This window comes from Stenotrophomonas sp. 05L413 (assembly GCF_056397945.1).
Map to the genome: position 1 here is coordinate 11577 of NZ_JBFTOL010000007.1, position 13014 is coordinate 24590.

The following is a 13014-nucleotide window of genomic DNA, read 5'->3' on the forward strand; positions in this document are numbered from 1 at the left end:
AATGCGATTGGACCAATGGCCCGTGCGCCGGCGCCTCAACGGTGCTGGTCATGGAGCTGCCGCTTCGGCCGGGGTATCGCGGTAGATGGTCAGCCCCTTCAGCGAGCGGGTGGGTGCCGGGAAGAACAGGCTGGCCACATAGCCGATCACGATGCACAGCAGGATCGAGATCGCCAGATAGAAGTACGGGTGCACCAGGTCCATGCTCCAGCAGACCAGCGTGATCAGGATCGAGCCGGCCACACCGATCGCCACGCCCGGCGCGTTGGCGCGGCGGGTGAACATCCCCAGCGTGTAGGCACCGGCAAAACCACCGCCGAGCAGGCCGGCCAGTTCGATGGAGACATCGAACAGCGAATGGATGTCATAGCGGCTCATCACCAGCGCGATGCCGATGCCGATCAGGCCCACGCCCACGCCGGACCATTCGGCCACGCGCACGGCGGTTTTCTCGTTCGGGTCCTTGACCAGTTTCTGGTAGAAATCCACCGAAACCAGGGTCGAGATCGAGTTGATGATGCTCGACAGGGTCGACATCGCCGCGGCGAAGATGCCGGCGATGATCAGCCCGGTGACACCGGCCGGCAGCTCGGCGGCGATGAACAGCGGGAAGGTCGCATCGATCGGCAGCAGGGGATTCAGGCGTTCGGGGTTGTTGCGGTAGTACATCCACAGGGCCGTACCGATGCCGTAGAACACGAAGCCGCCGGGAATCATGATGGCGGCAAATGCCCAGATCGATCGCCCGGCTTCCTTGTCCGAGCGCGTGGACAAGGTGCGCTGCATCAGCACCTGGTCCTTCGGGAAGGTCAGCACCACATCGAACACCACCAGGAAGATGAAGCCCCACACCGTGGCCTTGGTGAGGTCGAAGCTGAAATCGAACAGCTTGGTCTTGTCCTCCGCCGCGGCCGCACTCAGCAGCTGCGGCATGTCGCCGCCGGTCTGCAGGAAGATGAAGCCGATCGCGAACAGCGCGCCGCCGAACATCACGATCACCTGCACCACGTCGGTCCAGATCACCGCCTTGGAGCCGCCCACAGTGGAGTAGATGATCGTGAACACGCCCATCAGCATGATCGACCAGACCACGTCCACGCCGGTGATGGTGGAGATCGCCAGCGCCGGCAGGAACAGGATCACGCTCATGCGGCTGCCGATCTGCATCACGATGCACAGTGCGCTGGACAGCATGCGGATCGCCGGGTGGAAGCGCGTTTCCAGGTAGGAGAACACGCTCATCAGGTCCAGCCGGCGCAGCAGCGGCACGATCCAGACCGCCACGAACATCAGGCCGACGACCGCGATCAGGTTGTTGGTCAGGTACTGCCAGTTGGTATCGAAGGCTTTGGCCGGGATGGCGATGAAGCTGATCGAACTGGTGTTGGTGGCATACAGGCTGATGCCGGCCGCCCAGAACGGAATCGAGCGCCCGCCGACGAAGAAGTCCGCCGTGGAAGCGTTCTGGTCCTTGAGATAGAAGTAGAAACCCATGCCGAGCATGGCCAGCAGATAGACGCCGATCACCGTCCAGTCCAGCCAGCGCAGCAGGTGCTTGCCGCCCTGCAGTTCGGCGTACTGGAGCTGGCTGCCGGTGGCGCCCACGGTGGCCCAGGCCAGTCCGTTGCCCCACGCCGTGACGGCCTGCGGTGCTGCGGCAATCGGTGTGTCCAGTGTCGTCCATGCGTCGGTGATGGTGTGGAACGTACGCGCCTGGGTCACGCCGCTGCCGTCCTTCACCAGCATCAGCAGATGCGCCTGGCCCAGCGCGCGCATCGAGCCGGCCACGATCGTGCCGTCCGGCGACGCGACCTGCTGCCAGCTGGCGTCCGCATTGCGGCGCCACAGCTGGTCGCTGCCCGTGCCGGCGCCCAGGCCCAGGTACAGCGCGCCTTTCTGCGCCTGCAATGCGCTGGCAACCCCCTGCTGGGGCAGATCCTCCAGAGGCTGCCAGGCGGCGGTGCCTGCCGCCGCGGTGCGGCGGTAGAACTGGGCGCTGCCAGCCGCATCGTTGCCCACCAGATACAGCGCGTCACCGAAGGTGGCCGCCCGCGCGTTGCGCAGCGGCGCGGGCAGCGCAATGGCCGCGCCGAACACCAGCGCGCCGTTGTTCAGGACCACCGGCTGCAGGCGGTCGCCGAGCGCATCCCGGCCCTGCAACAGATAGGTGCGCCCGGCTGCGCTGACGCTGCCCTCAAGCCCGCCGAGCTGCCCTGCGGCCGGCGCCGCCAACGCCTCCCACGCCTTGTTGTCGGCGCGCAGCTCCCAGGCACCGTCATGGCTGAGTGCCACCAGGCGCCCGTCCACATGTACCAGCCCGCCCGGCGCAATCTGCGCCGGCAGTGCCGGCAGGTTGCCGGCCGCCACCGTGGTCAGGCTCTCGGCGGCCACGGCGCCACTGCTGGCAAGCAGGACAGCGGCGGCAACCAGCCGCACGCTGCGCGCGCAGCGCCGGAGCACAGTGGAGAGGAACGCGGACGGTGCAGGCTTGTGCATGAAATTACCCGGAAGAAGTGCGGCAACGCCGAAGCCGGCAAGAGCGCAGGTAGGAGACAGTGGTCGATGCATCCCGATACCGCAATCAGGCAAGCGGGGGAGAAGATGCGGCAAGCAGGGCTTGAGCACGGCGCAGGTACGGCAGGTCGATCATCCGGCCTTCAAACAGGAACGCGCCGTGCCCCTGCCCTTCGGCACCGGCGGCGGCGGCAACAATCCGCTGCGCCTCCGCGAGCATCGCCGGCGGCACGCTGAAGGTGGCGTTGGCCAGGGCAACCTGGCGCGGGTGGATGCAGCTTTTGCCGATGAAGCCCAACTGCCGGGCCATCTGCGCCTCGGCCAGGAAACCGTCGCTGTCGGCCACGTCCGGAAACGCACCGTCGCAGGCGAACACCTGGGCTTCAGCGGCCGCCAACCGCAGCGCGAACAGCGTGGCATGCACGTTGCTCGGCTGACGGTCGATGCCATTGGGCGAAAACAGGTCACCCAGCCCCAACTGCACTCCGGCCACGCGCGGGTGCGCGCCGGCCAGTTCGGCGGCGATGCGCAGGGCCTTGGGGGTTTCGATGTTGATCAGCAGCCCGATCGGGCGCGTCACGCCGTTGCGCTGCTCAGCCCGTTCCAGCCGGGCGATGGCCGCCAGCAGCTGAGCCACCGATTCAATCTTGGGCAGGTTGAGCAAGTCCACACCGGGGAGCGCCACCGCATCCAGGTCCGCGCCGAAATGGGCGCTGTCCGTCCCGTTGCTGCGCACGATCAACTGCTTGTCACCGGCGCCGCCCTGAACGCGGCGCAGGAAGCCGGCGACCTGGTCGCGGGCCTGGGCCTTGCCGGCCTCGGGCACCGAATCTTCCAGGTCGAACGAGAGCGCATCGGCCTCGCCGGCCATGGCCTTGTCGAACAATTCCGGCCGGGCGCCGGGGACGAACAGCTTGCTACGCATGGTTTTCCCTCATCAACCCGCGCAGTCTGCAGAATTGGAAGCCCTTTAAAAGTGCGGTCCCGGACATTCATTGGATAGCATTTGTTTCGACCGCCGAATGCGCTGCAGTGCACCACGAGAAGAAAAGCGTCGGACATCACCGTGTTGCACGCACAATCGATTGCTGCAACCTGCCGGGGTGACCACCCACGTCGCGCCTCGGGCAGCCACCCAACCAACGCGTCACGAGGACTGTTGCCGATGCATGAACCCACTCTGCCGCCGACAACCACCGCCCGGTGCGCACCGCACCTGGACGCGCGGACCCGGGGATGACCGGTCCCACCCTGGTGCTGGACGGAAGCGCCATCCACGACATCGCCGGCTTCTACGCTGAAATCAACCGCGTGTTCATGACCAGCGAGGACTGGCAGCTGGCCCCAAGCCTGGATGCACTGGATGACCTGCTCTATGGCGGCTACGGCGCACTGGCCGGGCACGCATCCGCCACGGTGCACTGGACGCACATCGCACACAGCCGCGCCGCGCTCGGGGTGGCGGCCACCCGCGCCTGGCTGCAGGAAAAACAGGCGCGACCCGGCGTGTTCAATGCCGCGAGAATCGCCACCCAGCTGGATGCGCTGGAACGCGGCGCCGGCCAGACCTATTTCGACCTCATCATGGACGTGTTCGCGGCCCACCCTACCCTGCACCTGCGCACGGACTGACCGGCTGTGCATCGCGCACGCGCGCTCTCGCCGCGGCACGCCCGACGATCGTGCCGAGCCGCCGTCAGTCCTTGCGTTTGTCCGTCACGCTGGCCAGCACCACTGTCAGCAGCAGGGGCTGGCCATCCTCGGCCTCGTCACCGGCTTGCAGGCTGGCCTGTTCGAGCTCGCCTATCAGCGCGTTGATGCGCGCCAACTGGGCAGCGTCGGCACGGAACGACAGATGGCGCACGGCACAGTTGCGCTGGCTGCCGTCGAAGCGCGCCGCCGCCTGCGTGGCGGCGGCCGAGAACGCGCGCAAACTGGCACCCACCGCACTGCTGGCCACTTTGATCAGGTTCCTGCGCCCGCCCGGCGTGCGCAGTGCGGCGGCCGAGGACAGCTGCCGCGATACCACGGCATAGACCGCTTCGGGCCGGCGACCGGTGCTGCGCCGTTCCACCACCTGCACCAGGCCCGCCTCTTCCAGCCGCTCGAGGTGGTGGTAGAGCGCGGTAACCGGGCGCCCCAGACGCTCGCCCAGCTCGCGCACGGTGGCGTGGCCGTCGATATCCAGCCGCTGCAGGATCGCCAGCCGCGGTGAGGACGCCATGGCGCCCAGCTGGTCGGGGGTCAGTTCCAGGGCTCGCGGTGCATGAGGGCTTGCTAGGGGTTGGCTCATAATTCAAACTATAGATCAAAATTGAATAATTGGTGATTCGTACATGCGTACTCGATACCTGCGGATCGTTGCCGGCGGCCTGGTCGCTGCCATTGCCATCTGCGGCGGCGCGTCGGCCTCATCCACGCTGCCGGCCCTGCAGAGCGGCGGCGGTGGCGGCAATGCCGCCGACCTCGACCCCGCTGTGACGCGGCGCATCGATGCCGATGTGCAGCAGGTCATGCAACGCTTCCAGGTGCCCGGCGCAGCCATCGCGGTGATCGTTGATGGCAAGCCTCTCTATTCCCGTGCTTACGGCCTGCGAGACCGTGAGCGCGCGCTGCCGGTGCGCACCGATACGCCGTTCGAGATCGGTTCGATCACCAAGCAATTCACCGCCGCCGCCATCGTGCAGCTGCAGGAAGCGGGCAAGGTGCAACTGGACGACCCATTGGCGCGCTACCTGCCGCACGCGCCTCACGCCAGCGAGGTGACCCTGCGCCACCTGCTGACCCATACCAGCGGCCTGCACGAGTACTTCGATGGGCCCGAAGCGGAGGTCGATGACCTGGTGACACGCCCCATCGATTTCGATGACCTGATCGCGCGCATTGCCGGCCAGCCGCTGGATTTCCCGCCAGGCACGCGCTGGTCGTATTCCAACACCGGCTACGCGCTGCTCGGCAAGGTGATCGAAACCGTCTCCGGCGAGCACTACCGCGACTACCTGCAGCAGCACATGCTGGCGCCGCTGGGCATGACCCACACCTTTACCCTGGCTGATAGCGACCGCTTGGCCGGCATGGCCGTTGGTTACCGGCATGAGCAGGGCGCGTTGCAGCGCTCGCCGTACTTCCACCCCGACTGGAGCGGTGCGGCCGGTTTCCTGGTCAGCACACTAGATGATCTGGCTCGGTGGGACGCCGCTCTGAGCGGTGGCAAGGTGGTATCCGCAGCCGGCTATGCGCAGATGAAGACCTCCTTCGCTACGGCCGATGGCAAGCCCGTGGGCTACGGCCTCGGCCTGTTCGTGGATGCCGTGTACGGGCAGGCGCGCGTCGGTCACACCGGCGGCGCGCAGGGCTTCACCACCGCCGATGAGTACTACCCTGATCATGGCCTGCGCATCCTGGCCTTTACCAACCTGGGCGACAAGAAGCCCGAGGCCGGCGTCACCATGACCAATCTGGTGTTCGCCGCCCTGCACCCGGACATCGTCGCGGCGTGGGAACGTCCGGTTGCCGGCGAGGTTGCCGCCGTCCGCGACAGCGCAAAGGCATCGTTCCGCCAGTTGCAGAACGGCACCGACTACAGCGCCTTCAGCGACGACCTGCGTGGCAAGCTGGCCGCTGGCATCGGTGCCGGCCTGATGAGTTCCGTGGGGCCTTACGGCGAACCGACCGACATGGTGTTCAAGGGCACGAGCCAAGGCGAAAAGGGCACGCTTTACAGCTATGTGGCCGAGTTTGGTCCGGGTGCGTTCGTCGGCTACACGGTCCGGCTTGACGAGACAGGCCATGTTGCCGGGTTCGCGATTGAATGACGGGAGGCCTGTGCACGCCTCAGGCACCAGGGCACGGCTGCGCGGCGCGCCCTTCGCCCTGCCCGCCCCCTCCCCTACAATGGCCGACCAGGCGGCCTTCCGGGCTGCCCCCGACTGTGATGGACCCCGCGTGACAGAGAAGCAGCCCGAACACACCCCGCTGATGAAGCAGTTCTTCGCCGCCAAGTCCGACTACCCGGACCTGCTGCTCTTCTTCCGGATGGGCGACTTCTACGAGCTGTTCTACGACGACGCCCGCAAGGCGGCGCGGCTGCTGGACATCACCCTGACCCAGCGCGGCAGCTCCGGCGGCGCGCCGATTCCGATGGCCGGTGTGCCGGTGCACGCCTACGAAGGCTACCTGGCGCGGCTGGTCGCGCTGGGTGAGTCGGTGGCGATCTGCGAGCAGATCGGCGACCCGGCGCTGGCCAAGGGCCTGGTGGAACGCAAGGTGGTGCGCATCGTCACCCCCGGCACTGTTACCGACGAGGCGCTGCTGGACGAGCGCCGCGACACGCTTCTGATGGCCCTCTCGCGGGGGAAGAACGGCTATGGCCTGGCGTGGGCCGATCTGGCCGGCGGCCGTTTCCTGGTCAACGAGGTCGATTCGGACGATGCGCTGGAAGCCGAGCTGGCCCGCCTGGAGCCGGCCGAATTGCTGGTGCCCGATGAAGAAAACTGGCCGGCCTTCCTGCAGTACCGCAATGGCATCCGCCGTCGCGCGCCCTGGCTGTTCGATGCCGACAGCGGCCGCCGCCAGCTGCTGAACTTCTTCAAGCTGCATGACCTGACCGGCTTCGGCATCGACGACAAGCCGCGCGCCACCGCGGCGGCCGGCGCCCTGCTCGGCTACGTCGAAGAAACCCAGAAGCAACGCCTGCCGCACCTCACCGCGATCGCCACCGAAACCGCGAGCGAGGCCATCGCCATGAACGCGGCCACGCGCCGCCATCTGGAGTTGGATACGCGCGTCGATGGCGACACCCGCAACACCCTGCTCGGCGTGCTCGATACCACGGTGACGCCGATGGGCGGTCGCCTGTTGCGGCGCTGGCTGCACCGCCCGCTGCGCCTGCGCGAGGTGCTGGTGCACCGCCACGATGCGGTCGCCACGCTGATCGATCGCGGCGCCGAGGGCGACGTACGCGATGCCTTCCGTGCACTGGGTGATCTGGAACGCATCCTCACCCGCGTGGCGCTGCGTTCGGCGCGCCCGCGCGATTTCTCCACGCTGCGCGATGGCCTGGGCCTGCTGCCCGAGGTGCGCGCGGTGCTCGCACCGCTGGATTCGCCACGGCTGATCGCGCTGCACGATGCACTGGGCTCGCATGACGAATGCGCGCATCTGCTGGCCAGCGCGATCGCCCCGACCCCGCCGCTGAAACTCAGCGATGGCGGTGTGATCGCCGAAGGCTACGACGCCGAGCTCGACGAGCTGCGTCGCCTCTCCACGCATGCGGACCAGTTCCTGATCGATCTGGAACAGCGCGAGCGCATCAGCAGCGGCATCGCCACGCTGAAGGTCGGTTACAACCGTGTGCACGGCTACTACATCGAGATCAGCAAGGGCCAGTCCGAGAAGGCGCCGGTGCATTACACGCGCCGCCAGACGCTGACCAATGCCGAGCGCTACATCACCGAAGAACTGAAGTCGTTCGAAGACAAGGTGCTGTCCGCGCGGGAACGCTCGCTGACCCGCGAGAAGTTCCTGTACGAACAACTGCTGGACATCCTCGCCAGCGGGCTGGAGCCGCTCAAGCAGTGCGCCGCCGCGCTGAGCGAACTGGACGTGCTGGCCGGTTTCGCCGAACGCGCGCAGGCGCTGGACTGGGCGCGCCCGGAGCTGGAAACCGGGCCGTGCCTGAAGATCGAGCGCGGGCGTCATCCGGTGGTGGAAGCGGTACGCGAGCAGCCGTTCGAGCCCAACGATCTGGACCTGCATCCGGACCGCCGCATGCTGGTCATCACCGGCCCGAACATGGGCGGTAAATCCACCTACATGCGCCAGAACGCACTGATCGTGCTGCTGGCCCACATCGGCAGCTTCGTGCCCGCCACCCGCGCGGTGATCGGCCCGATCGACCGCATCCTGACCCGCATCGGCGCCGGCGACGATCTGGCCCGTGGGCAGTCGACCTTCATGGTTGAAATGGCCGAGACCAGCTACATCCTGCATCACGCCAGCGCACAGTCACTGGTGCTGATGGACGAGATCGGCCGCGGTACGTCCACCTATGACGGCTTGGCACTTGCCGATGCGGTCGCACGGCATCTGGCCTACCAGAACCGCTGCTACACGCTGTTCGCCACGCATTACTTCGAGCTGACCGCGCTGGCCGACGAACAGCACGAAGGCGGCGCCAGCGGCATTGCCAACGTGCATCTGGATGCGGTGGAACACGGCGACGCGCTGGTGTTCATGCACGCCGTGAAGGATGGCCCGGCCAACCGCAGCTTCGGCCTGCAGGTGGCCGCATTGGCCGGCCTGCCGAAGTCGACCGTCGCCCAGGCGCGGCGTCGCCTGGCCGAGCTGGAGCAGCGCAGCCACGAGACACAATCCGCCGTGGTGGCCGCGCAGGCGCTGGATGCACCGCAGCAGTTCGGCCTGTTCAACGCGCCCAATACCGCCGCACAGGATGCGCTGGCCGCGATCGATCCGGACGAGCTCACCCCGAAGCAGGCACTGGAAGCGCTGTACCGGTTGAAGACGCTGCTCTAACCATGCCGGTCGTGCCGGCCGCTGGCCGGCTCCCCACGGAGCCGGTAGCACCCGACCGCTGGTCGGGTGTCCGCGCGGCCCCGCGTGAATTCTTCGCATTCCCGTAGTGAACACGGCGCTATGCTCGGGCGGTTCCCATCCCTGCCCTGGAGTCCGCCGTGAATACCGAATCACTTGCCGCGTCCCTATTCCAGCAACTGCAGCAGGGCCAAGGCCTGCAGCAGGTGTCCCAGCAGCTGGGCATCGACCCCAACCAGGCCAGCACCGCAGTGGGCGCTGCCCTGCCGCTGCTGCTAGGCGCGATGGGCCGCAATGCGCAGGAACCTCAAGGGGCACAGGCACTGCTGGGCGCCTTGCAGCGTGACCATGCACCGGCCAGTGCCGGGGGCGGCTTCGATCTGGGTGGGCTGCTGGGCAGCGTGCTGGGCGGCGGGGGCGGCAATGCGAGCAATGGCGCCGGCATCCTCGGCCATGTCTTCGGCGGCAACACCGACCGCGCCACCCAGGGCCTGAGCCGAGCCACCGGGCTGGACAGCAGCAAGACCAGCCAGCTGCTGGCCATCCTCGCCCCGATTGTCATGTCCTATCTCGCCCAGCGCTTCGCCAGCGGCGGCAACGCCAATCCCAACCAGCTCAGCCAGGCCCTCGGCCAGGAAGCGCAGAGCGCCAACAGCGGTGGCCTGCTGACCTCCGTGCTGGACCAGGACGGGGATGGGCAGCTGGGCGTCGGCGACCTGCTCAAGCTCGGTGGCGGGCTGTTCGGCAAGCGCTGAACGCCATCGCTGGAAATAGCCTGCGCCTATCGCATTAGTTGATTCATTCGAATGTACCGAATGAACAGCAGTGATTAACGTGTGGGCACGCCTTCATCCCGGTGCCTCACGGCCCGATGTGCAGGCAACCTTCCGACGTCGCCATCGCCTCCCCCACGCCGATGGCGGCCACGTTCGCCAGTACACAGGTAGATACCCATGAAAAGCGAAGCCAAGTGCCCGTTCAACCACGCCCTCGTCGGCGATGCCACCACCAATCGCGACTGGTGGCCCAAGCAGCTTCGGGTGGACCTGCTCAACCAGCACTCGACCCGCTCGCATCCGCTGGATGAGGCATTCGATTACGCCGAGGCCTTCAAGGGCCTGGATTACGCAGCACTCAAGGCCGACCTGAAGGCCTTGATGACCGATTCCCAGGACTGGTGGCCGGCCGACTTCGGGCACTACGGCGGCCTGTTCGTGCGCATGGCCTGGCACAGCGCCGGCACCTACCGTATCGGCGATGGCCGTGGCGGCGCCGGCCGCGGCCAGCAGCGCTTCGCCCCGCTCAACAGCTGGCCGGACAACGTCAGCCTGGACAAGGCACGCCGCCTGCTGTGGCCGATCAAGCAGAAGTACGGCCAGGCGATCTCCTGGGCTGACCTGCTGGTGCTCACCGGCAACGTCGCGCTCGAATCGATGGGCTTCAAGACACTCGGCTTCGCCGGCGGCCGCCCGGATACCTGGGAACCCGACCAGGATGTGTACTGGGGCCGCGAGACCACCTGGCTCGGCGGCGACGTGCGCTATACGCATGGCTCCGAAGGCGTGCAGGAAGACCACGGCGTGCTGGTCTCCGATGATGACGCCGACGGCGACATCCACTCGCGCGATCTGGAGAACCCGCTGGCCGCCGTGCAGATGGGCCTGATCTACGTCAATCCGGAAGGCCCGGATGGCAATCCCGATCCGCTCAAGGCGGCCTTCGACATCCGCGATACGTTCGGCCGGATGGCCATGGACGATGAGGAAACCGTCGCGCTGATCGCCGGTGGCCACAGCTTCGGCAAGACCCACGGCGCCGGCCCGGCCGACAACGTCGATGTGGAACCGGAAGCGGCGGGCCTGGAAAGCCAGGGCCTGGGCTGGGCCAACCGATTCGGCACCGGCAAGGGCGGCGATACCATCACCAGTGGCCTGGAAGTGACCTGGACGCGCACCCCGGCGCAGTGGAGCCATGACTTCTTCGAGATCCTGTTCGGCCACGAGTGGGAGCTGACCAAGAGCCCGGCCGGTGCGCACCAGTGGGTGGCCAAGGACAGCGAGGCGATCATTCCCGACGCGCACGATCCCTCGAAGAAGCACCGCCCGACCATGCTCACCACCGATCTGTCGCTGCGTGTGGACCCGGCCTACGAAAAGATCTCGCGCCGCTTCCTGGCCGATCCGCAGGCCTTCGCCGATGCCTTTGCCCGTGCGTGGTTCAAGCTGACCCATCGCGACATGGGCCCGCGTGCACGCTACCTCGGCCCGGAAATTCCGGCCGAAGAATTCGTCTGGCAGGACCCGGTGCCAGCGGCCCCGCAGACCACCCTCAGCGCGCAGGACATCGCCGCGCTGAAGCAGCAGATCGGCGCGGCCGGGCTGAGCGCGGGCGAGCTGGTTTCCACCGCGTGGGCGTCGGCCTCGACCTTCCGCGGCTCGGACAAGCGCGGCGGCGCCAACGGTGCGCGTGTGCGCCTGGCCCCGCAGAAGGACTGGGCGGTCAACCAGCCGCAGCAGCTGGGCAAGGTGCTGGCCGCGCTGGAGAAGATCCAGGCCGGCTTCACCGGCGACGGCGGTGCGCAGGTCTCGCTGGCCGATCTGATCGTGCTGGCCGGCAACGTCGGCGTCGAGCAGGCGGCCAGGGCCGGTGGTCATGAGGTCAGCGTGCCGTTCAACCCGGGCCGCACCGATGCCATCCAGGAGCAGACCGATGTGGCGTCCTTCGCCGTGCTGGAGCCTTATGCCGATGGCTTCCGCAACTACGTCAAAGGTCGCTACAGCGTGCCCACCGAGGCGCTGCTGATCGACCGTGCGCAGCTGCTCACACTGACCGCACCGGAGATGACCGCGCTGGTCGGCGGCCTGCGGGTGATCGGCACCAACCTCGGTGGCAGCAAGGAGGGCGTGTTCACCGATCGCGTCGGCACGTTGAGCAACGACTTCTTCGTCAACCTGCTCGACATGCGCACGCAGTGGGTCGCCAGTGGCGATGGCTACAGCGGCCGCGACCGCAGTACCGGCGCGCAGCGCTGGAGCGGCAGCCGCGTGGATCTGGTGTTCGGCTCGAACTCGGTGCTGCGCGCCCTGGCCGAGGTCTACGCCAGCGCGGACGGCGAGAAGAAGTTCGTCCGCGATTTCGTCGCGGCCTGGGCGCGGGTGATGGAGCTGGACCGTTACGACCTGCGTTGATTCACCACCGTAGGCACAGACAAAGACCGGGCCGCATGGCCCGGTCTTTTTTTCATGCGTGCAGCACGCAGATCACAGCGCGTCCAGATCCCCCAGCGCGCGGATCAACCGACGCGCACGCTTGTCCGGCTTGTGCTCCGGCGGCTGGTAACCGTTCTTCGCTGCCGCACGCTGCAGGCGCAGTTCCGCCCGGCGTGCAAGCGAGGCCTCGCTCTCGGCATACAACTGCTGCGCCACCGGCGCCGGGCCGCGCATCTCGCTCAGGCCACGCACCTCGATATCGAACACTTCATCGCCACGGCTGATCTGCAGCACTTCGCCCACGCGCACCGCGCGCGAGGATTTCGGGCGCTGCCCGGCGACATCCACCTTGCCGGTTTCCACCGCCTGTTTGGCCAGGCTGCGGGTTCGATAGAACCGTGCGGCCCACAGCCACACATCCAGCCGCACGGCGGCCACCGGTGTTGCATCAGTCATGCTTTCTACCCAGCTCCACGGCGTTGGCCGGTTGTCGGTTCAGGGGGTGCGTCGCGTCCGGATTACCGCGGCACCCGGTGCCACCAATCAGTGCCGGTACCCCGGCATCCAGATCGCGGCGCTGGCTGCCGACCTGGCATTCCGGTCGGTCCATCGGCCGCACCTGCGCATCGCGCAGGCGGTCGTCCGTACTCGAACATGCGGTCAGCGCGGCGCCAATCAAGAGGGCCATCGCGGCGGGGATGAACCGGTCAGCCGGGAGCATCTGCAGCCGGCCAGCGGC

10 protein-coding genes are annotated in these 13014 nt (G+C 67.3%); 5 read left to right on the plus strand and 5 right to left on the minus strand.

The window, feature by feature from the left end; translation table 11 throughout:
* Positions 1 to 48 precede the first annotated feature (48 nt).
* Positions 49 to 2496: a sodium:solute symporter family transporter gene (locus tag AC1DIQ_RS15570; protein WP_478050361.1), complete on the minus strand. Its 2448-nt coding sequence runs from the start codon at positions 2494 to 2496 to the stop codon at positions 49 to 51.
* Positions 2497 to 2581: 85 nt separating this feature from the next.
* The gene (locus AC1DIQ_RS15575; RefSeq protein ID WP_461770459.1) at positions 2582 to 3439 is read right to left on the minus strand and encodes an HpcH/HpaI aldolase/citrate lyase family protein; all 858 of its coding nucleotides are present in this window, start codon (positions 3437 to 3439) and stop codon (positions 2582 to 2584) included.
* Between the two features lie 311 nt (positions 3440 to 3750).
* On the opposite strand from AC1DIQ_RS15575, the gene AC1DIQ_RS15580 reads away from it, so the two are divergent.
* Positions 3751 to 4146 (plus strand): barstar family protein, encoded by a 396-nt coding sequence (locus AC1DIQ_RS15580; protein ID WP_478050362.1) that lies wholly within the window; start codon positions 3751 to 3753, stop codon positions 4144 to 4146.
* A gap of 64 nt (positions 4147 to 4210) precedes the next feature.
* Here AC1DIQ_RS15580 and AC1DIQ_RS15585 read toward each other — a convergent pair whose 3' ends face one another.
* Positions 4211 to 4807 (minus strand): ArsR/SmtB family transcription factor, encoded by a 597-nt coding sequence (locus AC1DIQ_RS15585; protein ID WP_121043505.1) that lies wholly within the window; start codon positions 4805 to 4807, stop codon positions 4211 to 4213.
* Between the two features lie 43 nt (positions 4808 to 4850).
* Here AC1DIQ_RS15585 and AC1DIQ_RS15590 point away from each other — a divergent pair, with 43 nt between their 5' ends.
* From AC1DIQ_RS15590 to katG, 4 genes are all read left to right on the plus strand, one after another.
* Positions 4851 to 6329, plus strand: a complete 1479-nt coding sequence (locus AC1DIQ_RS15590) for a serine hydrolase domain-containing protein (protein ID WP_121043502.1) — start codon at positions 4851 to 4853, stop codon at positions 6327 to 6329.
* A 163-nt stretch (positions 6330 to 6492) separates the two neighbouring features.
* The gene (gene mutS / locus AC1DIQ_RS15595) at positions 6493 to 9048 is read left to right on the plus strand and encodes a DNA mismatch repair protein MutS (RefSeq protein WP_121043600.1); all 2556 of its coding nucleotides are present in this window, start codon (positions 6493 to 6495) and stop codon (positions 9046 to 9048) included.
* A 158-nt stretch (positions 9049 to 9206) separates the two neighbouring features.
* Entirely contained in the window at positions 9207 to 9821 is a 615-nt protein-coding gene (locus AC1DIQ_RS15600) for a DUF937 domain-containing protein (RefSeq protein ID WP_478050363.1), read from the plus strand.
* Positions 9822 to 10019: 198 nt separating this feature from the next.
* Positions 10020 to 12254, plus strand: coding sequence for a catalase/peroxidase HPI (katG, locus tag AC1DIQ_RS15605; protein ID WP_478050364.1), 2235 nt, complete (start codon positions 10020 to 10022; stop codon positions 12252 to 12254).
* A gap of 72 nt (positions 12255 to 12326) precedes the next feature.
* On the opposite strand, the gene AC1DIQ_RS15610 is transcribed toward katG, so the two are convergent.
* Both AC1DIQ_RS15610 and AC1DIQ_RS15615 read right to left on the minus strand, forming a co-directional pair.
* A complete protein-coding gene (locus AC1DIQ_RS15610; protein ID WP_478050365.1) occupies positions 12327 to 12731 on the minus strand; it encodes an RNA-binding S4 domain-containing protein in 405 nt (134 codons plus the stop codon).
* Positions 12724 to 12996, minus strand: a complete 273-nt coding sequence (locus tag AC1DIQ_RS15615; RefSeq protein ID WP_121043597.1) for a hypothetical protein — start codon at positions 12994 to 12996, stop codon at positions 12724 to 12726. Before AC1DIQ_RS15615 ends, AC1DIQ_RS15610 begins: the two co-directional genes overlap by 8 nt.
* Positions 12997 to 13014 lie beyond the last annotated feature (18 nt).

Coding starts and splice junctions, on each gene's coding strand:
- AC1DIQ_RS15570 (WP_478050361.1), bottom strand. CDS start 2,496: ATGCACAAGCCTGCACCGTCCGCGTTCCTCTCCACTGTGCTCCGGCGC.
- AC1DIQ_RS15575 (WP_461770459.1), bottom strand. CDS start 3,439: ATGCGTAGCAAGCTGTTCGTCCCCGGCGCCCGGCCGGAATTGTTCGAC.
- AC1DIQ_RS15580 (WP_478050362.1), top strand. CDS start 3,751: ATGACCGGTCCCACCCTGGTGCTGGACGGAAGCGCCATCCACGACATC.
- AC1DIQ_RS15585 (WP_121043505.1), bottom strand. CDS start 4,807: ATGAGCCAACCCCTAGCAAGCCCTCATGCACCGCGAGCCCTGGAACTG.
- AC1DIQ_RS15590 (WP_121043502.1), top strand. CDS start 4,851: ATGCGTACTCGATACCTGCGGATCGTTGCCGGCGGCCTGGTCGCTGCC.
- mutS (WP_121043600.1), top strand. CDS start 6,493: ATGAAGCAGTTCTTCGCCGCCAAGTCCGACTACCCGGACCTGCTGCTC.
- katG (WP_478050364.1), top strand. CDS start 10,020: ATGAAAAGCGAAGCCAAGTGCCCGTTCAACCACGCCCTCGTCGGCGAT.
- AC1DIQ_RS15610 (WP_478050365.1), bottom strand. CDS start 12,731: ATGACTGATGCAACACCGGTGGCCGCCGTGCGGCTGGATGTGTGGCTG.
- AC1DIQ_RS15615 (WP_121043597.1), bottom strand. CDS start 12,996: ATGCTCCCGGCTGACCGGTTCATCCCCGCCGCGATGGCCCTCTTGATT.